We start from the raw sequence: 26,452 nt of genomic DNA on the forward strand, positions 1-26,452 counted from the left end.
TATATGAAATATCGCTCTTTAGGTAAAACAGGATTAGAAGTTTCAACACTTAGCTTTGGCGCTTCTTCTCTTGGCTCTGTCTTTCGCGAAACGGATGATAGAGAAGGGATTCGCACGGTACATGCTGCGCTTGACGCAGGAATTAACTTAATTGACGTTTCTCCATATTACGGAGCTACGAAAGCAGAGACGGTATTAGGTGAAGCCATTAGCCAGACCTCGCGGGATCGCTTTTATTTAAGCACGAAAGCTGGAAGATATGGGATCGATACGTTCGACTTTTCCCAATCTACCATCATTTTAAGCTTGGAGGAGAGTCTTTGTCGATTAAAAACCGATTACGTGGATCTATTATTTCTACATGATATCGAATTTGTGAATCCAGAAATTATATTAGAAGAAGCAATCCCAGCGCTCAATCTTCTAAAGGAGCAGGGGAAAATACGGTTTACGGGTATTTGTGGATTACCGCTGGCACTATTCGAGTACATGCTTCCGAAAGCACAAGTGGATGCGATAATATCGTACTGTCATTATTCCTTGAATGACAATTCTTTGCTGAGACTTCTTCCACTACTAGAGGAGCATCAAGTAGGTCTAATCAATGCGTCACCGTTATCAATGGGATTGCTAAGCACACGCGGAGCTCCTGACTGGCACCCAGCTGGTGAAAATGTGAAGGCAACGTGCATGCGTGCTGCCAAGCTGGCGGAGGAGCGTGGAGCTGACATTGCGAAGCTGGCAGTTCAATTTTCAACCAGTCACCCACATATCCCGACAACACTCGTAAGCACTGCCAATCCTCATAACATAACGAAAAATGCTGCATGGATCGATGAGCCGATGGATGAAGAGCTATTGCAGGATATTTTTAAGATTTTAGAGCCGATTCATAACGAAACATGGGTAAGCGGGCTGCCCATATTTAATGAAACTATATAAGCATAATGGAAATGAGGTTGTCATATGAAGGGGATCGTATGCGAAGAGATTGGATCGTTTCATATAAACGAGAATTTGCCTGAGCCGGAGCTAACAGAAGGTCATGCGATCGTAACGATTCGTAGAGTAGGAATTTGCGGAACGGATTATCATGCCTATAAGGGCAATCAGCCTTACTTTGAGTATCCGAGAATATTAGGTCATGAGCTCAGTGGTGCCATTGAGCAAATTGGAGAGAATGCTGCTGGACTTATGCCTGGAGACAAGGTAGCGATAATACCTTATCTGCATTGCGGCCAATGCATCGCATGTCGTAGAGGGACGACAAACTGCTGCATGCATATGAAGGTGCTTGGTGTTCATGTGGATGGAGGGATGCGCGAGCGAGTGTCGATTCCCGTGACGCATTTACTGAAAGTTGAGAAACTAAGCTTTGATGAGGCAGCAATGATTGAGCCTCTAGCGATCGGCGCACATGCTGTACGTCGTGCAGATGTTAGGGCAGGAGATACGGTTGCAGTCATTGGCTCGGGGCCGATTGGACTTGCTGCGATGGCCTTTGCCAAATACGCTGGCGCTAACGTAATTGCGATAGACATTAATGAGCAAAGACTTGATTTTTGCAAAGCTTGGGCGAAGGCAGACCAGACGATTAACGCTTGGAACGCCACAGATGTAAAGCAGCGACTTTCAGCATTAACGAATGGTGAATATCCGATTGCAGTATTCGATGCGACAGGCAATGCGGAGTCGATGACAACATCTTTCGAATTGGTAGCACATGGCGGAAAGCTGATATTTGTAGGTCTCGTAAAAGGAGAAATTGCGTTCTCTGATCCTGAATTTCATAAACGTGAATTGACGCTTATGGGCAGTCGGAATGCAACCTATGATGACTTCCAGCATGTCGTCAATGTTTTAGCCAGTGGTAGCTTTGACATTAGTCAATATATTACGCACCGCTCAACCTTTGATCGGATGATAGAAGACTTTGAAACTTGGCTTAGCCCTGATTCCAAAGTGATTAAGGCGATCGTAGAAATGTAAAAAGCGTGTATAGAAAACGATAAAGGGAGAGTATCGAATGAAGCTTTCTTACCATAAGCCAGCTAAGCAATGGACAGAAGCGTTGCCTGTAGGCAATGGCAGACTCGGTGCAATGATATTCGGTGGCGTTGAAACAGAGTTAATTCAGCTAAACGAGGATACGCTTTGGTCAGGAGGTCCGAGCAATTCGAACAATCCGCGTGCACAGGGCGTGCTGCCAGAGGTTCGCAGACTTGTTGCAGAAGGTCAATATGTAGAGGCTGACAAGCTTAGCAAGGAAATGCAAGGTACCTTTACGCAATCGTATTTGCCATTTGGTGATCTAACAATCGCGTTTGAGCATGGGGAACAGCCGCATTCCTACCATAGAGAGCTTGATCTTGAGCAAGCCGTATCCCTTGTTGAATATAAGGTGGGAGATGTTCGATACACACGTGAGATATTTGCTTCTTTTCCTGATCAGGTGATCGCAGTACGTTTACAGTCGAGCCAAGAGGCCAAGCTGAGCTTTACCGCGCGAATGGATAGTCAGTTGCAGTCTTGCTCGTTTCAAGAAAATGAGCAATGGATACTTCGTGGCAAGGCCCCAGTGTATGTCGCTCCTAATTATCATCCCGTCGAGCGGCCAATTGTGTACGAGGAAGAGGCAAACGGTCATGCCATGACCTTTGAAGGACGTCTAGCAGTCAATGCGAAGGATGGCAGTGTGTCGATCGATCAAGACGGTATTCATGTATGCAATGCAACGGATGTAACCATATATGTTAGTGCTGCTACTAGCTTCAACGGATTTGATCGCTCGCCAGGCAAGGAGGGAAAGATTCCAAGCGAGACGGCAAGTGCACACCTGGCTAGGGCATTAGGCTCTAGCTACGAGGAGCTTCGCAGCGTCCATATTGACGACTACAGAAGCTTGTTTGCTCGAGTTGATCTTCAATTAGGTGAAAGGATCAGCCCAGCTGATATGCCAACAGACAGAAGGATAGCCGAATATGGTGCTTCTGATCCAAGCTTGGTGGAGCTGCTGTTCCAGTATGGCCGATATCTGATGATTTCAAGTTCACGTCCAGGTACACAGCCGGCTAACCTGCAAGGCATCTGGAATAAAGAAATTCGTCCGCCGTGGAGCAGCAATTACACTTTAAACATTAATGCAGAAATGAATTATTGGCCTGCTGAACTGTGCAACCTGTCAGAATGCCATCAGCCTTTTCTTGACTTTATCGGAAATTTGTCAGTGACAGGTCGAAAGACAGCAGAGATTAACTATGGTGCTCGCGGCTGGACTGCCCATCATAATTCTGACCTGTGGGCACAAAGCGTACCTGTAGGTGATTTTGGAGCTGGCGATCCTGTCTGGGCGTTCTGGCCAATGGCTGGCGCTTGGGTTTGCCAGCATTTGTGGGAGCACTATGCTTTCGGAAGAGATAAGGAGTATTTACGCAATCAAGCCTATCCAATTATGAAGGAAGCAGCGCTGTTTTGCTTAGACTGGTTAATTCCAGATCAGCATGGCAAGCTCATTACTTCTCCATCGACGTCACCAGAGCACAAGTTCCGTACCGAAGATGGAAGACTTGCGGCAATCAGTGCAGCTTCGACGATGGACTTGTCATTGATATGGGATCTGTTCACGAATTGTCTTGAAGCCGCTGAAGCGCTAGACATAGATAAGGAATTTAGAAAAGAGCTTGAGCAAGCAAGAAGTCAAATGCTTCCACTGCAAATTGGCAAGCACGGGCAGCTGCAGGAATGGTATAAGGACTTTGAGGATGAAGATGAGCATCATCGCCATGTTTCTCATTTATTCGGCGTCTATCCAGGACGACAGCTTACAAAGAAGGACACTCCCGAGCTATTTACTGCGGCACAGCGATCGCTGGAGCGTCGTGGAGACGGCGGAACTGGCTGGAGTCTTGGCTGGAAAATCAATCTGTGGGCTCGCTTCCTTGATGGCGATCGTGCGATGAGCTTGATTTCGAACCTGCTGCAGCTAGTTGACTCCGATGCAATTGGAGAGAGAGGTGGTGTATATGCCAATCTTTTCGATGCGCATCCTCCTTTCCAGATCGACGGCAACTTTGCAGCTACAGCTGGGATCGCAGAGCTGCTGCTGCAGTCTCATCAAGGAGTGCTTCACCTGCTGCCAGCATTGCCTAAAGCTTGGCCTACTGGCAGTATTAGCGGACTTCGTGCACGTGGCGGATTTGAAGTGAAGCTGCAATGGGAGCAAGGCGAGCTGAAAAAAGCAGACATCATTTCTTTCAGCGGCGAGCCTTGCATCATTTATTCGCCATTTCAGCTGGAAGTAACGGATGAACGTGGCAGCTCTGTTCAATTGGTAGAGACTGCACAGGAAGGCTGTATATCATTCCAGACGGAAGCGGGAGCCCAATATACGCTTATGCCGTTGTCTGAAAAATAGGCATCTTGTGCCATTCGCCTTTAAGGCCTGATTCTATCTTATGACAGACAGAAGAACCAGGCCTTAAGCGTGAGTGGAATTAGCGGCTTCCGTTAGCGCATCTAACTTTCTTAGACAACTCTATTTTGTAGTTGCTAGAGAAAATGGTCTATTCTGAAGAAGTACCATATAGCTTGCGATAGGTTTCGGGCGTCATACCAACCTTCTGGCGAAATGTCGCTACAAAATGACTAGCGTCCCGAAATCCGACTGCTTCGCCAATCTTCCCTATCGTCCATTCCGGCTTCGATGGAAGGTATTCCTTTGCTTTGCGAATGCGCAGTTGAATTAAGTATTGATAAGCGGTTTGTCCGAATAGCTTGCGAAATTTTTCGTTTAATTGTCGCTCGCTGATGTTAAGCTGCCTAGCCATTTGCGTCAATCCAATCTCGGGATTGGCGAACTCCCTCTCAATCCAATCCAGCAATAGTTGGATTCGCTGCAATTGCTTAGACATGGAAGGCTTCCTTTCTGTTCGAGCATCCGTTCGGAGCGACGTCAGAAATTGATACAACCCCGACGAAGATTGCCATCCTGATGGATCACCTCCATATTCATTCACTCTCATTATGTCTACAAATATATGTGATACGCGATCATTTTCAGCTTCCCATTGAAAGCGTTCAGTCGTATTCCAGCCAAAAGCGTGGATAAGCTTGTCTGCCAGGCTCCCATGAAAGGTAATATAGCCAGTTTGCCAGAGATCGCTCTTGGCTTCATAGCGGTGAGGCATGTCTGGTGCTAAAAGAATGCCCGAGCGTTCTGTCAGCTTCCAGGTCTGGCTGTTCACGCTTAATTCCCCTTCTCCTTTCAAGGTTTGAAGCCAGTGGAAGTAAGGATAGCCATTAGGCCGTTCTATCGGCTCCTGATCGACATTAATTCCGATCGTTTCAAGCTGTAAGGGCAACAGCTCTGCGAGCGAAGCTGGAACGATTCGAATGTTCATATAAACCTCCATATTCTTATATGAATTTACGTTTATTTTATATGGGAACTAGTAGGAGATGCGCTTACAATGAAATGGTACACTGCAGTTTTATCATATATATTGAGGAGTGACAAGATGATTAACTCTAAAAAGAGCAAAATATGGTATGGCGGAGATTACAATCCTGATCAATGGGAAAAAGAGGTTTGGGACGAAGACTTGCGCATGTTCAAGCTTTCAGGTATAGATGTAGCGACATTAAACGTATTCGGCTGGTCTAAAAATCAGCCTGATGAAGACACCTATGATTTTGGCTGGCTTGATGAGATGATGGATAAGCTTCATGCAGACGGAGTCGGTGTTTGCCTGGCAACAAGCACAGCGGCTCATCCGGCTTGGATGGCACGCAAATATCCCGATGTGCTGCAAGTAGATTTTTACGGACGTAAGCGAAAGTTTGGCGGGCGACATAATTCGTGTCCGAATAGTCCAACATTCCGAAAATACTCGGTGCGTATGGCAGAGAAGCTTGCTGAACGTTACAAGGATCATCCAGCACTGCTGATTTGGCATATCAACAATGAATACGGTGGAGCAGGAAATTGCTATTGCGACAACTGCGAAGCCGCTTTCCGCGAATGGTTAAAGGAACGTTATGGGACATTAGAAGCTGTAAACCGTGCCTGGAACACGGGTTTCTGGGGTCATATCTTCCATAGCTGGGAGGACATCGTCTTACCAAGCGGCTTAAGCGAGGAGTGGTATGGTGCTAACGGACGCACGGAGACGAATTTTCAAGGGATTTCCCTTGATTATATGCGTTTCCATTCTGATAGTCTGCTAGAATGCTATAAGCTGGAATATGAGGCGGTAAAAAAACACACGCCTGACATTCCGGTTACAACGAATTTGATGGGAGCATTCAAAAAGCTGGATTATCACAAATGGGCCAAGGCTCTAGATGTTGTCTCCTGGGATAGCTATCCTAGATTCGATACACCGCACAGCTATACGGGCATGATGCATGATCTGATGCGCGGCTTGAAGGAAGGGCAACCATTTATGCTCATGGAGCAGACGCCAAGTCAGCAAAACTGGCAACCATACAATTCATTAAAACGCCCGGGCGTAATGAGATTGTGGAGCTATCAAGCTGTTGCTCGCGGAGCAGATACGGTTATGTTTTTCCAGCTGCGCCGATCAATTGGCGCTTGCGAAAAATACCATGGCGCTGTCATTGAGCATGTAGGACATGAGCATACGCGTGTATTCCGCGAATGTGCGCAGCTCGGTGCTGAGCTGCAAAAGCTGGGTGATACGATCATCGATGCTAAATTTCAGGCAAAGGTAGCAATCGTGTTTGATTGGGAAAACTGGTGGGCAATTGAAATGTCCAGCGGCCCAACGATTGACCTTCGTTATGTGGATGAGGCGCATAAATACTATAAAGCGTTGTATGAGTTAGGGATTGCGGCAGACGTAGTAAGCGTAGAGGCTGATCTTAGCAGCTATGATCTTGTCATTGCGCCAGTTATGTATATGGTCAAGCAAGGTGTAGCAAATAAGCTTGAGCAGTACGTGCAGGCAGGCGGTTCACTTATTTCTACTTTCTTTAGCGGTATCGTCAACGAGAGTGACCTTGTGACCGTTGGAGGCTATCCGGGCGAGCTAAGAAAGCTGTTTGGCATATGGGCCGAGGAAATTGATGCGCTGCTTCCAACTCAGCGCAATCGTATGATTGTATCTGCTGGAACAAATGGTATGAAGGAAGAATATGAATGCGGCTTGCTGTGTGATCTAATCCACAGCGAAGGTGCTGAGGTGAAGGCTGTCTATGGAGACGACTTCTATCAAGGCATGCCAGCCTTAACAGTCAACAAGTTTGGAGAAGGGGAAGCGTGGTATTTGGCGACGAGCCCTGAGCAAGCATTCATTAAGGATTGGTTGTCGCAGTTATGTTCTTCACGCGGAATACAACCAATTATTCAAAATGTTCCTGAAGGAGTAGAAACGACCATTCGTTATAAGGATAAGCAGCAGTATTTATTCGTGCTAAATCATAACGATCAGGCGGTTCAAATTGATCTTGCTCAAGTTACAGGAACCGATTTGTTGACAGATCGTTCACTCACTGGTGGAGAAGTTGAGCTTGCAGCTCATGATGTGATGATTATTAAGCTGAGCTAATCGCAGCTTAGAGATAAAGTTAAATAAATAGTAAGCGTTAGGCTCCCTGTTTCTAGCAAGGCGGGAGCTTAACGCTTTTTGAACGTAGCAGGGTTGATCAGGTTGAAACATATTTCAAATCAGAGGCGTCTTACTAGTAGAAGGGGGGCTCTAATGAACAAAACAAACAATAAAGGGAAAGTGTATGTAGTTGGCGTTGTGATATTCACAGTACTGTTTATAGTAGGTATACTTGAGTTGCCCTATGGAACAATTCAAAAGGTAATTTTTAAATTCAAAGTTAAAAATTATTTGGAACAGACATATAACGAAAAGATGGTTGTTAACAAAGTAACGTATTTATGGGACAATATTGAACCAATCCATGCACGTGTACATCCCAAAAACGCTGAACATCTCGAATTTGCAGTATATCCTTTAATCAATTCAGCTAATGCTTACTATGATAATTACCCCGAAACATTGTGGCTGCATCAAGTTAGAGAAGATTTGGAGCTTCTGCTGGAGCACACTGACCGTGATATTAAGCCTGAGTTTTCTATCGATTTCGCCTGCTGCATGGAAAGGGACAGAGTGAGAGTAAGCAATGGGGAAATCATTGCTTACTCTGAAGCGAATTTAAAGTTTGATCTTAGTTTTCAGCTAAACCACAGCAAGCCGACCGATGATCTTGAGCAAGCTGTTCATATTATAACCAGGCTAAAGCAGCATGAAGCGCTTAATATCGAACATGTATCGTTTATGTTGCAGCCCGAGCCTGGGGATCTTACTAGTAATATCGAATATAAAGTGCCTGGAAGAGACTTACATAATATTAACTCAATTGAGGAGCTCGAAGCATATAAGCAAAAGTAACACTTAGCCGCTTCAGGCTATCCTTACACTCCTGATAAGACAAGCTTTCTCATTCGCAAGGAGAAGCGATGCTGCTGTGAAAAATAAGGACGAGGGAACGATCCCTCGTCCTTTCTGCTATATATCAGATTGCAGACTTGCTTTGCTGTTGGTTGCAAGCCATTGCTGTTTCCATTTTCCTTGAATCACAAGCATCATAATGACGCTTAATAGCGTGATGCCGCTTAATGTAAGGAATCCCGTAGTATACGACCCTGTAGCTTGATACATACTTCCTAAAATATTTGGAAGCAAGTAGCCGCCAACACCTCCAGCCGCGCCTACAATGCCTGTTATAAGTCCGATTTCATCCTTAAAGCGTTGCGGAACAAGCTGGAATACTGAGCCATTCCCCATGCCAAGACACATCATTCCAACAAACAGCAGAGCAAGTGCAGCGTAAAGGGTTGGTAGTGTTGAGACAAAGGCGAACATAATTCCTGCTCCCGCAAACAAAACGATCAGCATTTTTGTACCGCCCAAGCGATCAGACAGATAACCTCCGATAGGTCGGAATAGACTCCCGGCAATGACACAGAAGGTTGTAAAGTCAGCGGCACGAACTGCTGACAGCTCGTATTGCGTGTTGAAGAAAATCGTTAAGTAATTCGATAAGCCGACAAATCCGCCAAAGGTGACGCTGTACATAATGCAAAACAACCAAGCGTCTCGTTGCTTCAATATATTCAAGTAATGCACGAGCTTTTTCGGTGCGGGGCGATTCGGTGCTTCCTTCGCAAATAGTGTAAATACAATGAGTGCTACAGCTATTGGAATCATCGCAAGACCAAACACAGCTTCCCAGTTACCAAAATGTACAGCTAAGCGGTTGGCAAATAATGTGGCGAATACAGTTCCGCTATTGCCTGCGCCTGCAATCCCCATTGCCAGACCTTGATATTGTGGCGGATACCAGCGGCTGGCAAGCGGAAGCGCAGCAGCAAATGAGGCGCCTGCGACTCCTAGCAGCAACGCGACGATATATAAATCGCCTAGCGAGCTAACGAATTTCCAGCCCCAGAACAGTGGCAGAAGCGTTAGAATCATACCAAGCTGGCCTGTTCTTTTCGGTCCGATATAATCGGTGAGAAAACCGAATACGATACGCAAGATGGAGCCGCCCAATATAGGTAGGGCAACTAGATTTGCTTTTTGTGCTGCAGTCATTTCATAATCGTTGGCAATCAATACGCTTAACGGACCGATTAATACCCACACCATAAAGCTGAAATCAAAATACAGAAATGCTCCGAAAAGAGACGGCTTGTGACCGCTTTTCCAAAAACTTTTAGTCTCCATGCTTTTGCTTTCCATAGTGAATCCCTCCAAATATGTTTTTCTCTTTCTTTTGACTTCCTTACCAATAAACGTTCAAGCTTCGCAGCCGACTATGCCACAATGCAGCACATCGTAATCAAAGTCCTGCTTCTTGAACTTCCTAACATAAGAAAAGGCCGCAATACGCCCATAGGGCGAACAGCGGCCTCATTGCCAAGCAGACACTTCTTTGTGTCTGTTTTCAGTCTATATTTCATAATTTCAAAATCATTATAGAATGATTGTCAAGAGTGTGTCAATAAACATTACACGAATTTTTGATATTTTTATATAACTTCGCGATAACTTACAAAATCTCGAAATACTCTCTCGAATATACGTTAACTTTGTTGACATTTATAGGTGTGGAAATTATAATCAAACTAACAATTCAATAAGGATGGCACAATGGCGTGCCTGATTCCATGACAAAGATGTCTGTTCTCTTTTTAGAGGATGGACTTTTTCTGTCTTAATAGCGTTTTTAGCTTCGTGGTGCTCAAATTTATTATACGAAGAGGAGGGGAAGATGCTATGACCCAAATCGAAACCATGCAAGCATTGACCGCACATGAGGCAGCCAATTGTTTATGCAGCTTGATAGATCCGCAACAATCCTCTCGACGTGTTGGACTACATGAAGCGTCGGGAAGAGTGCTGGCCGAGGATTTTACAACTCCGTTCCCGATGCCTCCATTTCGCAGAGCGGCAATGGATGGCTATGTCGTTCGTTCGCTCGACATAGCAGAAGCATGTCCCACTCATCCAGTGACACTAAGTGTTGTAGGTGAAATAAAAGCGGGATCTGGCTTGGCGCTGCACGAGCATTTCAACGAGCGCAAAAGTGCGCGGATTTATACGGGCGCACCGGTACCAGAGTATTGGGATACCCTTATTGTGCAGGAAGCGATTCCGCAGGAACAGAGGAAGCTTCATCCTGGTAGTATTCAGCTTCATAAAGCGTTTCGACAAGGAGAGCATATTGCAGAGGCTGGAGAGGATATCGCTGCTGGAGCTGTGGTACTTGCAAGAGGCAAGGTGCTCTCTGCCAAGGAAATTGCGATTCTTGCTTCCTTCGGTCAAGCGAATGTATCCGTCTATAAAAAACCGAGAGTTGCAGTAATTCCTGTTGGCGATGAGCTGTTATCGCCAGGTAATCCTCTAACTCCTTATCATATCTATGATGCAAACAGCCATATGACGGTTGCTCGCCTCCAGGAGCTTGGTGCTTCTGTTCAGCACTTTTCGCCTGTCGCTGACCGTGTCGACGCGATTGCAGATGCACTTATACTTGCAATGAGTCAGTCAGATCTGATTATTACAATTGGCGGTGTTTCCGTAGGTGATTATGACTTTGTTGCAAAAGCGGCTGAAGCGATAGGAAGCGTTCCGTTATTTCGCAAGGTGCTGATGCGTCCAGGCAAGCCTACCTCCGCATTTTCTGTAGATCATAGGCTCATTATTTCTTTATCAGGCAATCCTTCGGCTTGCTTTGCAGGCCTGGAGCTTCTTGTTAAGCCAACGATCTTGAAAGCGGCTGGATGTGTAGACTATGAAAATCGGTTTCTTCAAGGGACTCTCGCGGCAGAAATTAATAAGTCGAGCCCCGTTACAAGATTTGTCCGCTCGATTGCTTGTTGGCAAGGGGATAGACTGTTTGTAGAACCGCTGAGCCGAGATAGATCTGGCAACATCGCTGCGTTTGCTCACGCGAATGCATTGGCTGTTATCCCTCCGGGAGCACGCGGGGCCGTCAAGGGAGAAATGGTTAGCTTACTCCCATTAGCAGGCTTCTAACGCGAACGTTTATCATGAATGGAGGTTGCAGATCTAACATGAATAGAGAAAAGCTGGTCGTTATTGGTAATGGAATGGCAGGGATGAAATGCATTGAAGAGTTGCTGAACATAGACGATTCCAGGTATGAGATTACAGTGTTCGGTAGTGAACCATACCCGAACTACAATCGGATTATGCTATCGAAGGTGCTGCAGGGCAACTCATCCATGGATGATATTGTGATACATCCTTGGACGTGGTATGAGGAAAAAGGAATTCAGCTTTATACAGGAACAGCCGTAACCAAAATTGACACGAATGCAAAGCAAGTTGAAGCAAGCAATGGTATAAAAGTACCGTATGATCGGCTCATACTAGCAACGGGCTCTGAGGCGTTTATCCCTAAGCTACCCGGTGTGGAAAAAGCCGGAGTCACGGGATTTCGCAATATACAGGACTGTCTTGCTATGATGGATGCAGCCAAAATCTACCACCGGGCAGCAGTGATTGGTGGAGGAATTCTTGGGCTCGAGGCAGCAAAAGGATTGCTTAATTTGGGTATGGATGTTCATATCGTCCACAATGCACCGCACATTATGAATCGACAGCTAGACTCATTTTCCTCTGAACTGCTGCGAAAAGAGCTGGAAAGTCAAGGGATGCGCTTTCTATTAAATAAAAGAACAGAAGCCATTAGCGGCAGACGTCGTGCGAAGGGGCTGCTTTTCGATGACGGGACGAAGCTTGCTGTTGACTATATTGTATTTGCAGTCGGCATCAATCCGCGGATAGAATTGGCCGAAGGAAGTGGTCTTAAGGCAAATCGCGCATTTATTGTAGACGATTATATGCAGACAAATATTCCAGATGTATATGCCGTTGGCGAATGTGCCGAGCATCGAGGCATTGTATACGGTCTCGTTGCCCCTCTTTATGAACAGGGCAAAGTTTTGGCTCGAACGTTATGTGGTGTAAAAAGCGAGCCTTATTGCGGGACAGTACCGTCTGCTCAGCTGAAAATTTCTGGCATAGATGTTTTTTCGGCAGGTAACAGCTACGACGTTTCTCAGGAAACCGCTTTGCAGATGTATGATGGGATCAAAGGCAGCTACAAAAAGGTAACGATGAGTGGCGGAAAGGTTTCGGGTGCTATTCTATATGGCGATATTAACGAAGCCTCACATCTATTAACGCTAATTCAAAAGCAATCATCTATATCTGAATTATATCGGGAGCCAGCTACCCATGCGAATGATGATGCAGCAGCGGCACTTGCGCCGAAGGATACAGTTTGCTCCTGCAACGGCGTTTGCAAAGCGGATATTATCAATGCCGTGTGCAGGGGCGGACTTGAGACAATAGATCAGGTTCGCGACCAGACGAAGGCATCTGGCTCCTGTGGCGGTTGTCGTCCATTGGTAGAAGCGGTGATACGGATCGCGCTTGAATTGCCAGAACTGGAGCCAGAAGCGATAGACCCAATCTGTGGCTGCTGCTCAGTTGATCATCCGGCGCTCATAAGCGAGATTGCCCATGGGAAAGGATTAGATTCTACGCAAGTGATGCGCAATCTGAATTGGAAAACGCAGGCAGGCTGTACAATTTGCCAGCCTGCCATTCAATACTACTTAACTGTTCATGGAAAAGATAGCATTCATCCTAAACGATTAATAGATTCTAGCTCAAATTCAATTCCATTAGGCACTTCCATACAGCTGGCAAGTGAAGCGGGAGCAAAGCCAGGCACGCTATCATTTGCAGCAGGCTGGCTTAAGGAACAGCTAGAGCAAAGCTTTACAGCGATTTCGATGCCAGGGGCAGTCATGATCGGAATCTCTGGCGGGACTCGTTATCCAGCAGGTGTATATGTAAGCGGCTTTGGTGTTGCTGCTGTCCCTGCTGGCTGGGAGCTTTATGTTGGCGGACATGGGGAGCTGCCGCTTCGTCAAGCGGAGCTGCTCGCGCTAGAATCGTCAATAGAAGATATGTTGGAGCTGGCTATTTGCAGTATTCAGTTGTACAGAGAATCCGCATATTTCGGCGAGCCTGTATGGGAGTGGCTTGAGAGAATAGGAATTGTCAATATTCGTGAAAAGCTGCATCATCCACAAGAGCGGCAATCGCTGCAACAACGCTGGAAGGAAGCGGTCAACCAAGAGGGAATAGAAGCTTCAACATTTATTTAGCATAGAGGCAGGTGACCTGGAATGACAATGGAAGTAACGAATCTAGTACGCTCGCAATGTCCTTTTTGCAGTGTGCAATGTAAAATGCAAATCGAATTCTCTCAGATGCAAGGAGCCGCTGAAGCAGAGGTGAAAGTGGAGGGCTTGATGAATAAGGCATCGGAAGGACGCTTGTGTGTGAAAGGGATGAATGCTTATCAGCATGCGACCAGCAACGAGCGTCTTACCCATCCTTTAATAAAAAAGAAAGGCATATTCGTTCAGGCTTCATGGGAGGAGGCGCTTACTGTCGTTGCTGCGCGGCTAACTGCTGTGCAGGATGAGTTTGGAGCAGACGCAGTTGGGGTATATGGCGGAGGCTCGCTTACGAATGAAACAGCATACTTGCTGGGCAAATTTGCACGAGTAGCGCTGCGCACCCGTTATATCGATTATAATGGTCGCTTTTGCATGTCGGCTGCAGCCTCGGCAGCAGTGAAAACGTTCGGAGTGGATCGAGGGCTGACGAATCGCTTGGACGAAATACCTGATACAGACTGTATTATTTTGGCTGGTACGAATATAGCTGAATGCCAGCCTACACTTATGCCGTATTTTACAAAAGCAAAGGAAAACGGTGCTTCCATAATTGTCATTGATCCGCGGCGTACCGGGACTGCGGAGCTTGCTGATTTGCATCTAAAAGTAAAACCAGGCACCGATGCACTGCTTGCAAGCGGCATGCTGAAGGCAATCGTAGAGGAAGGCGGGCTGAACGAAGACTTCATTCGTGAGCGTACAAGTGGCTTTGATGCTGTTCTTCAGCAGCTGGAAGCTGTTCAGCTCAGTGAAATTGCTCAAGCAACGGATCTTTCAGAAAAAGACATTCGTCTAGCCGCTTCTCTTTATAGCAAAGCGAAAACAGCCATGATCTTTACTGCTAGAGGTGTCGAACAGCATGCGGATGGTCATATCGCCGTTCGAAATTTTTTGAATCTGGCGCTAGCTACCGGGAAAATAGGTAGAAAAGGATGTGGCTACGGGGCTGTTACCGGGCAAGGAAATGGGCAGGGTGGCAGAGAGCATGGACAGAAGGCGGATCAGCTGCCAGGCTATCGCTTGATCGAGAATGAACAGGACCGTGAGCATATTGCAAAGGTATGGGGAGTTCCCTCAGAACAATTGCCGCGTAAAGGTGTTTCAGCCTATGAAATGATGGAGCTTATTTGCCAACGGGAGATTAAGTCGTTATTTATTATGGGCTCCAATCCAATTGTATCGAATCCGAATGCAGGTTATGTGGAGGAAGGAATACGCGGCTTGGACTTTTTAGTCGTCGCAGATATGTTTTTATCCGAAACGGCGAAGCTGGCGGATGTGGTGCTGCCTGTTACCTCTTATTTGGAGAATGAAGGGACGTTGACTAATCTGGAGGGACGAGTGCTGCTGCGAGAAAAAGCACTTCCAGCTCCGGGGGAAGCTCGCGATGACTGGCAGGTGCTAGGCGCGCTTGCCCAGTTGCTCGGCAAGGGAGAAAAATTTTCCTTTCAATCTGCTGAGTCCATATTTGAAGAGCTGAGACGTGCCAGTCAAGGGGGAGCTGCTGACTACTATGGAATTACCTATGAGCGTCTTAGAAAAGAAGAGGGAATTTACTGGCCTTGTCCTTCGCCTGAGCATCCAGGTACAGACCGATTGTTTGAGGAACGCTTTGCTCATCCCGATGGGCGCGCTGTGTTTGCGGAGCTGGTTACACATACGAGCTCTGAACAGGCCGATGAGCAATTTCCTTTAATTCTTACTAATGGCCGGATATTGCCGCATTATTTGACGGGGGTACAAACAAGAAGAAGTCGATCGCTTATTGCACGCGAGGTGGCAGCTGTTCTTGAAATTCATCCTCAGACCGCGAAGAAATATCGAATTGCGGACGGAGCTTTGGTTGAGGTGCAATCGAAGCGCGGCAGCTTTGTGGTACGGAGCAGATTTTCCAAGGCAATCCGCGAAGATACAGTGTTTGCGCCTATGCATTGGGGTGGCGTGCAAAATGTGAATCTTTCAACGAATCCGCTCCTTGACCCAAACTGCAAAATGCCTGATTTTAAATGCTGCGCAGTTTCCATCAGAGCTTATACGGATTAAGCCGTTATAGGAAGGGAGCATGCTATGATCAATCGTTCAGCGGCAAGGAAGATGCAAGTGATCCACAACATAGTGACGGATACGGAGATACGTCCGGGACTAGGAGGCATTATAGTAGCCGGAGGGCGCAGCAGTAGAATGAAAGGGGAAATGAAGTCGTTGCTGCCTTTTGCAGGAACACCCATTATAAAGCGAATTGCTATAGAAATGAGCCAGCTTTGCCAGTCAATAACGGTTGCCGCTGCAAACGAGCATCAGGCGGAGCAATATAGAAGACTTGAATTGACGGTTACTATGGATGACGCACCAGATCAGGGGCCGCTTGTTGCGTTTTACTCAGCGCTGCAGCAGGTAGAGGAAGAGCTCATTTGGTTATCTGCTTGCGATATGCCGCTTGCAACGGCACAGTCAGCGGCATGGATGCTACAGCAGCTAACAGACAGTGGAGCTAACGCAGTTATTCCGGAGATTGGGGGCAAGCTTCATCCACTGCAGGCACTCTACCGCAAGGAAGGTGTGCAGCAGCTTGCTTCACTAATTGCTGATGGAGAACGACGCATGGGAGTGATGGTGCGGCAGCTTGAGCCGCTAATTGTTACAGAGCAATCGTTCAAGGCTGCGGGCATTGACCTTAACTTTGTGTGCAATATTAATACGCCCGAAGAGTATGAGGATATGCAATATCGTTTCCGGATAAGTGAGGAGGCAAATGAATATGGCTAGCCCCTATCAAATTGTTGGATATAAAAATAGAGGAAAGACAAATCTAATTTGTCGTTTAATTGATGTCTGGTCTGCAAAGGGGCAAAGCGTTGCAACGATTAAGCATGACGCCCATCAATTCGAGTTTGACCGCAAAGGAAGCGATACATGGCTGCACCGTCATTCTGGCGCAAGCTGGTCTGCCATTACGGCCGAAAACGGTACGGCTGTCGTATATAATCAGAAGGAGCAGCTGTCTCATTTGATTTCAATGGCTCCAAGCGATGCAATGATCATTGTTGAGGGATTTAAGCTTGAGCCCTATCCTAAGCTTGTACTAGTCCGATCAATTGAGGATATAGAGCTGATAGAGGAATTGAACAGTGTAACAGCAGCTGTATTGTGGCCTGAGATATGGGAACGGGCTGAGCTTCGGACAAAGCTGGAGGTTGCTATGCGGCTGCCTGTTTTCGAGCTTGATGATACAGAACGAATTGCTGATCATATCCATTCGATTATTCATTCATAAAAAAAAGCAAGCTGCATCAAGCCGTTGGATGGCTCTTTGCAGCTTCCCTTTTGTTGCTTCTAGGAGGTTGTAATTGTAATCGTACTTGTTTTGCTGTTCCAATGCACCTTAGCACCTAATGACTCGCTTATGAAGCGAAGCGGAACCATCGTGTAATTGTTTTTTACTTGGGCAGGCATATCAAGCTTGACATTTTGACCATTTTTAACTGCAGTAGTGCTGCCAATCGTTAATTGAATCGTTGTATTGTTTTTTTCAGCCTTAACGGTACGCTGTGCTTGGTTCCATTCGACAGTTGCACCGAGACGCTCGAAAATCGCTCTCATAGGAACTAAAGTCGTTCCACTCACGATATAAGGCGACTGCTCAAACTGCTGCAGCTCTCCATCAATAATAACCTTAATCGAATCAAAATTAATAATAAGTGCTTTTGCATCGATACCACTGCCAAATAAGCTTGATCGCAGAGCTGAGATATCTTTTAAGCTGCTTGTTCGTTGGCTAATGATTTTACGGACCGTTTCATCGCGAAGATCGATAATATCGCTAATCGTACGCTCACGCAGTTTTCGAATAGTATTTATGGCGTGATCACGCTCCGCTTGCAGATCCTCTTCTCCCGTTTTTAGAATCTTTTCGATGTTCGTTTTAGCCTGCTGCTGAGTAAGCTGGCCTTGCTTATATTTCCACATTGTACTTGTAGAGTAGTTAGGGTTGCTCTCGTTGCGAAGCTTCCACATCAGGCTTGTTGAATAATTAGGGTTAACGGTGTTCGCATATTTCCACATTGTACTTGTCGAATAGCTTGGGTTAATCTCATTTTTATATTTCCACATCAGGCTTGTGCTGTAGTTGGGGTTAATTTGATTGTTGAACTTCCAGTGCAGGCTTGTAGAATAGCCTTTATCCGTTTCCTTGCTGTACTTCCACAATGCGCCTGTTGAATAATTCGGGTTGATCTGATTGCGATATTGATTGAGCTTGGTTGTATAGGAGCGATCCGAGCCATATTGTGCGGCAAGCTTGTCGTAGTCCTTCTCCAGCAGATCCTCCAAATAAGCCATGTCCTCTCTTAGGTATTGCTCTAATTGCTTTTGCTCATCGGACGATTGCTGTAAAAATTGTTCGTAGTATGTCGTTACACTTTTTAGATCAGCTTTATATTGTTTAGTAAACTTATCCTCAAGTTCTTCATATTTATCTGCCACTTCATTCATAAATAATGAGCTGGCTGCTCCCAGTTTGCCCTCTGGAAGTGCGATAGAAACAAGGAATAGGAAGGCAACCAACACCCATATGCTAATTGTTTTTTTTCTCACCGTATGTTCTCCTCCAATTTTATTTAGACTTAGATATATTATTATCCAATCCCAAACATTCGTTTTTTCGCTCAAAAACCCTTCAAACTTTCTAATAATTGGAACTATATGACTACAACAATAGGAAATAAGTAAGTTTTTGTAAAACAGGCGATATGAATAGTGATAGTATTTTGTTTTGATTCCATACAAGTGCAGCTGTGCATTAGTTCAAAAGGCTCGAAAACAATAAAGGATATTTCACTACTTTCCTCGAACTAAATTAAGGATTATAAATTTAAATCTGAGCAGTGATCAGGAGGCATTTTCGCATGAACATTCGATTTGATCGCTTTCCTAACGGGGGAAAGAAGGCAGTAACGTTAAGCTTTGATGACGGAAGAGAATATGATCGTCGATTGGTGCAATTGTTCAATCGTTATGGCTTAAAGGGCACTTTTCATCTAAACAGTGGCTTCTTCGGCAGGGAAAGCTATATTGAAGCGGGAGAGGTAGCGGAGCTGTTTCATGGACATGAGGTATCCATTCATACAACACATCACCCTTTTTTAGAGCAATCACCTCAGGAGCAAATTATTTATCAAATTGTACAGGATCGCCAAGCACTGGAGACTCTGGTCAGGTATCCGATTCGGGGAATGAGCTATCCGTTTGGTACATATAACGGAGCTGTAATGGAGCAGCTTCGCTCACTGGGCATCGAGTATGCTCGTACTGTTAGCAGTCATGGATCATTCCACATGCCTGAAAATTGGCTATCATGGCATCCAACTTGTCACCATAAAGATATGCTGACGTATGCAGATCAGTTTATAAGTATTGAGCATCGTCACTCCAGAATGAGCCTGCTATATGTATGGGGACATAGCTATGAATTTGAAGGGGATCAAAACTGGGAGCTAGTTGATCGTTTTGCTGAAAAAATTAGTGGACGCGACGATATTTGGTATGCGACTAACGCTGAAATTGTAGCCTATATGCAAGCGCTGAAAGCGCTGCGTTTCACAGTGGATGGAAGTATTGTTCATAATCCAACAGCCTCAGATGTCTGGATTAGTGTTAATGATGAGCCTGCTCAAGTGAAAGCAGGCAGCATGCTGGAATTGCATCGCTAACACAAGAGACAAGGCAGAGACCTAGTAGGACACATATTAAGGAACTAGATAAAGCCTGCTCACATTCCATTACTAGGTGGAGGGAGCAGGCTTTTTTATGGACAAGCTTTTTAGCTCGCGTGACAAGCGAGAGCGACGAAGCTTTTTATTGTTCAGCCAATCCTCAATCTCTTCTTTTGTTTGGTAGGAAAGCCGTATGTAATAGTAGTTAATATGCTCGGCAATGGCAAAGACATATAAAAACAGAAAGAAATAAAAGGAGGGCTTGAAAGACATGAGCTCAACAATCAAAACAATGCCGCCAATTCCTATAAGTACCGTATTGCTATACTTTAGCGCTCGGAACAATCGAAGCTTACGAGCAGGCAGCAGTGAGATTGTTCCTCTCTTTACTTGCTGATGCTTTAGAAACCAATAATAGCTTCCCTGCAGCAGAATAAACTCTAGCAATACAAAGGCATAACCAGTGGAAAAGGAGAGAGCTGCCCATTCAAAACGCTGCAAGTAGTACAGCCACACAAACGCAAACATCACAGTTGCCGCCAATTCTCCCGTATATAAATGAAAAAGTCTTTTTTGCACTTTCTTTTGCATCCTGTACCCTCCAGTCATTAAAGTCTTGCAAGGATGTTGTCGTGTTACGACTTATGTTTTTCGAAGCTTTCAATAAAAAAGGCCGCCTCTCCTTTATAAGGAAATTCGGCACATTTGTCCATAGCATTTCTGAGAGATTTTATTTATTGCATAGCTTGATCATCGGTAAGGTCGTCGATGACAAATTTCGAAAGCGGCAGCTTAAGCTGCTTAACTTCGAGCGCGACAAGCCGTGCAATTTGCCTTGCACCATACTCTTGAAAATGCGTGTCATCTGCGCTTCCATTCGGGAACGCAGTATAGGCGCCAGGTGCGGTATGCAGGAAAATCGCTTTAGTCCCTTCTACGCCCATTTCATTATAATATGCTGTGCTGCGAGCGTTGAGATCAACGAGCTTCACATTCAGCTCAACTGCAATCTCCTTCATTCCCTGCACATATTCCGGGAAGCTAAGCTTGAATGCTCCTGTTTCCTCATCGAAGATACGTCGACCTACAGGTGTAACAAGTATCGGCTCGGCTCCGTGCTGGCGAGCTCCATTCACATATTGCTTTAAGTAGTCCTTGTACTCAGGAATTGTAGTGTAACGCGCTGGTACACTAATTGTTGCGTCGTTATGGCCAAATTGAATCAACATGTAATCTCCTTGACGGATTTCATGCAATATTTGGTCAAGCCTGCCTTCTGTTATGAATGTTTTACTGCTTCTTCCGCCGATAGCATGATTCGCAAAACGCACATCCTTCGTGAAAAATAGATCGATCATTTGCCCCCAGCCAGCTTCTGGCTTCCAAGACTCATCGAAGGTCTGCATCGTAGAATCGCCAGCAAGATAGACTGTCGGCTTATTCGTGCTCTGAGCTTGAGTTGATGGGGCAAGGAAGGTTCGTTTCATAGCTCCTCCTTATCATAAATGAAATGTTGTATGCTTGTTAACTTGCTTTGCTTCTAGTGTAAAACGTAACGTATTCCAATAAAAGTGATATTTAAGCACTTTTTGTTCAAAAAACAGTGAAACATGCTATAACAGCTTAATTACACTAGGACGTGTTTGAAGCAGTGCACCTTTCGCCATCCTCGCTCCCCTCAATGCTCTCAGAGATGTTCTGGACATTTTTTTTGAGCATCTATAATACCTCCTCTTTACTCTAATTAATAATATGATATGCTTGTTTTATTACAATAAAAATACATTAAAACACAACGTCAATGATAGGTTGCATTTACGTTGACAAGAGGTGAATGTTTGATGCTGGAACTGTCCATCAATGATCCTGACCGGTTAGTGAAGGTAGCTCATGCCCTAAGTACGCATACAAGGGTAGGCATTATCAAGCTGCTTTTGACGAAGCCGGATTATAACGTTGTAGAGATTGCGGAGAAGCTTAATATTCCAGTATCCACTGCGGCCAACAATGTGAAGGTGCTTGAGGATGCAGAGCTTATCGTGACTGAATTGCAGCCCGCAACGAGGGGAGCAATGAAGGTATGCAGGCGTAATTTTGATGACGTGCACATGATTCTTAATCCAACCGTGTATGATCATTCGCGAGGTAAAATAGAGGAAGTGGAAATGCCGATTGGGCATTTTATCAATTTTGATATTTCACCAACCTGTGGAATGGCAAGCTCGACAGGTGTGCTTTTTCCTGAGGATGACCCAGTAAGCTTCTATATGCCAGAATGCCGAACAGCAGAGCTAATCTGGTTCCGCAAGGGCTGGATTGAATACCGTTTTCCAAGGAAGCATCCGCATGGCGCTCGAATTCGTTCGCTTGAATTTACACTGGAGCTTTGCTCAGAGGCACCGAACTATAACAATGATTGGCCCTCTGAAATTACAGTTTGGGTCAACGATGTAGAGGTTGGCTCTTGGATTTCGCCTGGAGACTTTGGTGATCATCGCGGAAAGCTTAACCCGCCATGGTGGTACGATACAGGTACGCAGCATGGACTATTGAAAACGTGGGGCATTGACTTGAATCGAAGCACTGTCGATCAGGAAAAATGCTCGAATACAACGATTGAAGATCTCCATCTTGAGGAGCAGCCTTACATTACGTTCAGAATCGGCATTAAGCCAGATGCCAAGCATCAGGGCGGGATGAATCTGTTTGGAAAAGGCTTCGGGGATTACCCGCAAGGAATTATTATGAGGTTGGAGTATGATATATAGACGCTAAACGGAAAAGGTTCGGATGCCCGATTGCTTGCAAAGGGTGTCTGAACCTTTTTTTTATTTTTTTGAATGAAACAAAAATATTGAAAGAAAGCGTTGACATTATGGGAAATCACCTATAATATTCTAATTAAATACAAAATATATGTAACAAAACAATTGTTTCGTGGTCTCGATAATGATAATCGAGGGAGTTGGATGCATGGCATAGCATAGTAACTTGCTAGAGGAAACACTACGAATCATTCATTTTTTTCATCACAATAGCTGTGGTGATGCAGGGAGAGTGACAAATGGGCAAGCAGGTGTTCAAAAATCCGCTTTTAGCAAACGGTGCAGATCCATGGGTTATCAAGCACACGGATGGAAGCTACTATATGTCAGTCACACGCAATAACCATATTGCCTTATGGCATAGTTCAACGATGACTGGCTTGGCAGATGCAGAACCAGTTATCGTTTGGGAGCCTGAGCAGCCAGGGCCGTACTCTTATAATTTGTGGGCACCTGAGCTGCATTACCTCAATGAGCGTTGGTACATCTATTATACCGCTAACGATGGTGGGGGAGATGAAACTCGTAGAGTATGCGTACTGCAACTTGAGGGCGACGATCCTTTAAGCGCCAATTGGGTATTTAAAGGAGCAATTAATACGGAGCATCCTGGACTCGACGGGACAGTTCTTATTCATCAGAATGAATGGTATTTCTTTTATTCGGGCTACGGTCATTTTCCGGATTACGGTTCAGCGATTTATGCGGCTCGTATGACTAATCCATGGACGCTGGAAGGACCGAATGTACTGATTACTGCTCCAACCGAGCCTTGGGAGAAGCAAGGCGGCATGGCAATTAATGAGGGGCCAGCTTTTTTACGAAGAAATGGGCGAATATTTCTAATTTTCTCAGCCAGTGCAACGTGGTCAGATGATTATTGCTTGGGCATGAGCAGCATTTCTGAAAGCAGTGATCTGCTGGATGCAGCAGCTTGGCACAAGCATAATGGACCAGTCTTTTACAAAAATGCTGCCGAGTCCGTTTATGCTCCTGGACATAACAGCTTTACAACCTCTCCAGATGGGACGGAGGACTGGCTCGTCTATCACGCCTATTCTTATTCAGAGACAGAGATGAAGCGTTCGGAAGGCGGGATGCGAAGCTTGCGCATTCAGCGCTTCACTTGGTCGGAGGATGGCAGCCCGCAATTCGGTTCTCCGCTGTCTACAGATAGCGAAATTAAAGTGCCATCAGGTGAAGCTTCAATCAGCCACGCATAGCGCTGCAGCTAAGATAACAGGTCATGCCATATCCAATGTTTCAGATAAGTTGTAACAAACCAAATTTAATGAATGAAATAAAGGGGGATTTATAAATGAAATATCCAAACCGCAAGCTCAATATGCTCATTATCTCACTGCTCATCATCGCTTTAGTTACGGCATGCAGCGGCAATTCTACGACTCCACCTGCAGGCAACAATGGCAATCAAGAAACAGAATCGGCTGAAACGAATACACCCAATGTTCATTCTTTTGAAGATGTAAGCGCAGACATTCGTGGCAATCAGTCTCCAACTCAGGAGCAAATTGATTTGGTTAATTTGACGTTGAACGATACATATCTCGGAGACCCGTTTGATGAAGTAATACCTAGTGACTATTCCGCGTACCCGTTCAAGGAAGAGGTTGTGCTTGACGTATGGATGCCTGCACATTCCGACATTCCGGATATGAACGCTCATGCGATTCAGAAGCAGGTTGAGAAGCTGACTGGCATCAAGGTTAACTTTATTACACCACCGATTGGTCAAGAGGCAGATGCATTTACACTTATGATTTCATCTGGCGATCTTCCAGATATCATTATGGAGCCTGAGCGCTACCCTGGTGGATTTAATGCTGGAGTCAACGATGGTGCGTTTCTTGATCTGACTGACTTGATGGAGAAGCATGCGCCAAACTACACAGCTTGGAGAAACTCTGATGAAGTTAGAAGAAAAACAAGTGTTACCGATGATGGCAGATTGCTCGGATTTTACGGTCTTGCGCCTTATTCCGAATGGATGTGGTTCGGTATGTTGATTAAGCAGGAGGCGCTGGAGAAAACGGGAATGGAAGTACCGAATACGATCGATGAATGGTATGCCTTCCTAACGAAAGCAAAAGAAGTAGGTTACTCAGAACCGCTTAACTATGGATCAAACTATGGACAGATCTTTACAGGTATTTTGAATGGTGCTTTTGGTGTATGGGATTGGACGTTTTTAGCTGAAGACGGCAAAGTAGGCTGGGGACCAGCGCAGCCACTTGCGAAGCAGTACCTGGAAACGATGCAGAAATGGAACAAGGAAGGTCTGCTTAACCGTGACTGGGCAACTGCAGACTTCAACCAACGTATGGCAACAGCGATCTCTGACAAAACAGCAGCGATGATGGATTCTCCAGATACGATGTGGAGCTTCTGGAAGCAGCAAAACAATATCGACTTCGTAGGAGCGTTGAACCCGGTATTAAATGAAGGCGATAAATCCGCTACGACGTATCGTAACTTTAAGCGTACAGGAATTTCCGCTGCTATTACAACACAAAGCAAAAACGTAGAGGCTGCAATGGCATGGCTTGATTTTAACTATACGAAAAAAGGCTGGGAGCTGTTGAACTACGGCGAGTACGGCACGGTGCATTTGATCGACGAGGAAGGCAAGCCTTACTACCATAAGGAAAGCTATATTTACAACGATCCAGACGGACAGCCAGTTGCAGTAGCCCTTAACAAATATCGCAGACATAGCTGGGCTAATATTCGTGACGAGCACAACTCCAATCCGCTTATCGTTGCGGAAGGCAGCTATTCTGGAGATATTCGTCAGCTGTGGACGGATAACATGGATGCAAGCGTAGCGATGCCGCCTATCTCCTTTACAACGGAGGAAGCATCGCGCGAGGCTGAGCTGGGCAATCAACTATCTACACTGCGTAATGAGTACTTTGCAAAAATTATTAAAGGAGAATTGCCAGTTGATGCGTATGACAGATTCTTAAGCGAAGCACAAAAAATGGGCTTGGAAGAGTTCTTAAGCATCCATCAAGCAGCATTGGATCGCTATAACAATAGATAGGCAATCATGAAGCAGGTCGTGCAGGTTTGGTCATTCAAGAAACGAAAAGCAGGTGCATAGTTATGAAGACAAACCCGGAAGTTAGAGGCGCTCCACGCGCCTCTACCTCTCGTTCACTCGGAACGGTACTGAAGAAGGACTTCAACAAGCATTGGTTCGCTTATTTATTAGCGATTCCAGTTGTTGTATGGTATATCGTATTTTGCTACGGTCCAATGTGGGGCGTATTAATTGCCTTTAAGGATTTCAAGCCGCTGCTCGGCTTTGCACAAAGCGATTGGGTAGGCTTTAAGCATTTTATCGACTTTTTTCAAGGTCCTTATTTTTGGCGTGTTGTTAAAAATACATTAATGCTCAATGTATGGGGAATTGCGTTCGGCTTTACCGCCCCTATTATACTAGCTCTTCTATTAAATGAAGTACGCAGCAGCAAGTTCAAAAGAGTCGTACAAACGATCACGTATATGCCGCACTTTATATCGCTTGTCGTTGTGTGCGGGATCATTCATATTTTCACAGCAGATCAAGGTATTATTACACAGATCGTACAGCTAATTACGGGCAAGGAGTATACCTCATTACTTGGCTACTCCTCATTTTTCAGACCGATCTACACCTTCTCGGGCATCTGGCAGGATATCGGCTGGAACAGCATTATTTATTTGGCTGCGATGAGTACGGTCAATCCATCGCTTTATGAAGCGGCTGATATTGATGGGGTAGGAAGACTAGGGAAAATGTGGCATATTACGCTTCCGCAAATTCGTCCGATCATTGTCATTTTGTTTATTTTTGCAGTTGGCGGCTTAATGGCATCCGGCTATGAGAAAATCATTCTTTTATACAACCCATTAACCTATGATACAGCGGATGTTATTGCCTCATACGTATATCGAAGAGGTCTTCGAGAGGCCAGCTTAAGCTTCTCAACAGCAGTAGGCTTATTCAGCGCCATTATCAATTTCGTGCTGCTATGGGCAACGAACCGCATCGCTCGCCGCACGTCAGAGGTAAGCCTATGGTAAGAAGG

20 protein-coding genes are annotated in these 26,452 nt (G+C 45.4%); 15 read left to right on the forward strand and 5 right to left on the reverse strand.

Annotated features, from left to right (window positions below):
• Positions 1-3: 3 nt before the first annotated feature.
• Genes ACFP56_RS20860 through ACFP56_RS20870 form a run of 3 tightly spaced genes read left to right on the forward strand, consistent with a single transcriptional unit; the run spans position 4 to position 4,414 of the window.
• Positions 4-942 (forward strand): aldo/keto reductase, encoded by a 939-nt coding sequence (locus ACFP56_RS20860; RefSeq protein ID WP_379238282.1) that lies wholly within the window; start codon positions 4-6, stop codon positions 940-942.
• Positions 943-966: 24 nt separating this feature from the next.
• Positions 967-1,989: a zinc-binding alcohol dehydrogenase family protein gene (locus ACFP56_RS20865; RefSeq protein ID WP_379238283.1), complete on the forward strand. Its 1,023-nt coding sequence runs from the start codon at positions 967-969 to the stop codon at positions 1,987-1,989.
• A gap of 37 nt (positions 1,990-2,026) precedes the next feature.
• Positions 2,027-4,414 (forward strand): glycoside hydrolase family 95 protein, encoded by a 2,388-nt coding sequence (locus ACFP56_RS20870; RefSeq protein WP_379238285.1) that lies wholly within the window; start codon positions 2,027-2,029, stop codon positions 4,412-4,414.
• A 148-nt stretch (positions 4,415-4,562) separates the two neighbouring features.
• On the opposite strand, the gene ACFP56_RS20875 is transcribed toward ACFP56_RS20870, so the two are convergent.
• Positions 4,563-5,399, reverse strand: a complete 837-nt coding sequence (locus tag ACFP56_RS20875; RefSeq protein ID WP_379238287.1) for an AraC family transcriptional regulator — start codon at positions 5,397-5,399, stop codon at positions 4,563-4,565.
• A 117-nt stretch (positions 5,400-5,516) separates the two neighbouring features.
• Here ACFP56_RS20875 and ACFP56_RS20880 point away from each other — a divergent pair, with 117 nt between their 5' ends.
• Both ACFP56_RS20880 and ACFP56_RS20885 read left to right on the forward strand, forming a co-directional pair.
• On the forward strand, positions 5,517-7,568 hold the full coding sequence (locus ACFP56_RS20880) for a beta-galactosidase (RefSeq protein WP_379238289.1): 2,052 nt from the start codon (positions 5,517-5,519) through the stop codon (positions 7,566-7,568).
• Between the two features lie 153 nt (positions 7,569-7,721).
• Positions 7,722-8,423, forward strand: coding sequence for a hypothetical protein (locus ACFP56_RS20885; RefSeq protein WP_379238291.1), 702 nt, complete (start codon positions 7,722-7,724; stop codon positions 8,421-8,423).
• 117 nt (positions 8,424-8,540) lie between these two features.
• Here ACFP56_RS20885 and ACFP56_RS20890 read toward each other — a convergent pair whose 3' ends face one another.
• On the reverse strand, positions 8,541-9,761 hold the full coding sequence (locus ACFP56_RS20890) for a nitrate/nitrite transporter (protein ID WP_379238357.1): 1,221 nt from the start codon (positions 9,759-9,761) through the stop codon (positions 8,541-8,543).
• 552 nt (positions 9,762-10,313) lie between these two features.
• Between ACFP56_RS20890 and ACFP56_RS20895 the strand changes: the two genes are divergently transcribed.
• Genes ACFP56_RS20895 through mobB form a run of 5 tightly spaced genes read left to right on the forward strand, consistent with a single transcriptional unit; the run spans position 10,314 to position 17,096 of the window.
• Complete coding sequence (locus ACFP56_RS20895; RefSeq protein WP_379238293.1) at positions 10,314-11,576, forward strand: molybdopterin molybdotransferase MoeA; 1,263 nt, start codon at positions 10,314-10,316, stop codon at positions 11,574-11,576.
• 38 nt (positions 11,577-11,614) lie between these two features.
• Complete coding sequence (gene nirB, locus ACFP56_RS20900; RefSeq protein WP_379238295.1) at positions 11,615-13,744, forward strand: nitrite reductase large subunit NirB; 2,130 nt, start codon at positions 11,615-11,617, stop codon at positions 13,742-13,744.
• Positions 13,745-13,765: 21 nt separating this feature from the next.
• The gene (gene nasC / locus ACFP56_RS20905; protein WP_379238297.1) at positions 13,766-15,865 is read left to right on the forward strand and encodes an assimilatory nitrate reductase catalytic subunit NasC; all 2,100 of its coding nucleotides are present in this window, start codon (positions 13,766-13,768) and stop codon (positions 15,863-15,865) included.
• Between the two features lie 24 nt (positions 15,866-15,889).
• Positions 15,890-16,588, forward strand: a complete 699-nt coding sequence (gene mobA, locus ACFP56_RS20910; protein ID WP_379238299.1) for a molybdenum cofactor guanylyltransferase — start codon at positions 15,890-15,892, stop codon at positions 16,586-16,588.
• On the forward strand, positions 16,581-17,096 hold the full coding sequence (mobB, locus tag ACFP56_RS20915; RefSeq protein ID WP_379238301.1) for a molybdopterin-guanine dinucleotide biosynthesis protein B: 516 nt from the start codon (positions 16,581-16,583) through the stop codon (positions 17,094-17,096). The genes mobA and mobB overlap by 8 nt, the downstream gene beginning before the upstream one ends.
• 59 nt (positions 17,097-17,155) lie before the next feature.
• On the opposite strand, the gene ACFP56_RS20920 is transcribed toward mobB, so the two are convergent.
• A complete protein-coding gene (locus ACFP56_RS20920; protein WP_379238303.1) occupies positions 17,156-18,415 on the reverse strand; it encodes a copper amine oxidase N-terminal domain-containing protein in 1,260 nt (419 codons plus the stop codon).
• 311 nt (positions 18,416-18,726) lie between these two features.
• Between ACFP56_RS20920 and ACFP56_RS20925 the strand changes: the two genes are divergently transcribed.
• On the forward strand, positions 18,727-19,530 hold the full coding sequence (locus tag ACFP56_RS20925) for a polysaccharide deacetylase family protein (RefSeq protein ID WP_379238305.1): 804 nt from the start codon (positions 18,727-18,729) through the stop codon (positions 19,528-19,530).
• A gap of 72 nt (positions 19,531-19,602) precedes the next feature.
• Here ACFP56_RS20925 and ACFP56_RS20930 read toward each other — a convergent pair whose 3' ends face one another.
• Both ACFP56_RS20930 and ACFP56_RS20935 read right to left on the reverse strand, forming a co-directional pair.
• A complete protein-coding gene (locus ACFP56_RS20930) occupies positions 19,603-20,124 on the reverse strand; it encodes a hypothetical protein (protein ID WP_379238307.1) in 522 nt (173 codons plus the stop codon).
• Positions 20,125-20,267: 143 nt separating this feature from the next.
• On the reverse strand, positions 20,268-21,020 hold the full coding sequence (locus ACFP56_RS20935; RefSeq protein ID WP_379238309.1) for a rhamnogalacturonan acetylesterase: 753 nt from the start codon (positions 21,018-21,020) through the stop codon (positions 20,268-20,270).
• A 354-nt stretch (positions 21,021-21,374) separates the two neighbouring features.
• Between ACFP56_RS20935 and ACFP56_RS20940 the strand changes: the two genes are divergently transcribed.
• The 4 genes from ACFP56_RS20940 (at position 21,375) to ACFP56_RS20955 (ending at position 26,447) form a co-directional block, all read left to right on the forward strand.
• Positions 21,375-22,301: an ArsR/SmtB family transcription factor gene (locus tag ACFP56_RS20940; protein ID WP_379238359.1), complete on the forward strand. Its 927-nt coding sequence runs from the start codon at positions 21,375-21,377 to the stop codon at positions 22,299-22,301.
• A 296-nt stretch (positions 22,302-22,597) separates the two neighbouring features.
• Positions 22,598-23,581 (forward strand): glycoside hydrolase family 43 protein, encoded by a 984-nt coding sequence (locus tag ACFP56_RS20945; protein ID WP_379238311.1) that lies wholly within the window; start codon positions 22,598-22,600, stop codon positions 23,579-23,581.
• Positions 23,582-23,676: 95 nt separating this feature from the next.
• Positions 23,677-25,422, forward strand: coding sequence for an extracellular solute-binding protein (locus tag ACFP56_RS20950; RefSeq protein ID WP_379238313.1), 1,746 nt, complete (start codon positions 23,677-23,679; stop codon positions 25,420-25,422).
• 62 nt (positions 25,423-25,484) lie between these two features.
• Entirely contained in the window at positions 25,485-26,447 is a 963-nt protein-coding gene (locus tag ACFP56_RS20955) for an ABC transporter permease (protein ID WP_379238315.1), read from the forward strand.
• Positions 26,448-26,452: the final 5 nt, after the last annotated feature.

This window comes from Paenibacillus septentrionalis (genome assembly GCF_042659865.1).
GTDB lineage: Bacteria > Bacillota > Bacilli > Paenibacillales > Paenibacillaceae > Pristimantibacillus > Pristimantibacillus septentrionalis.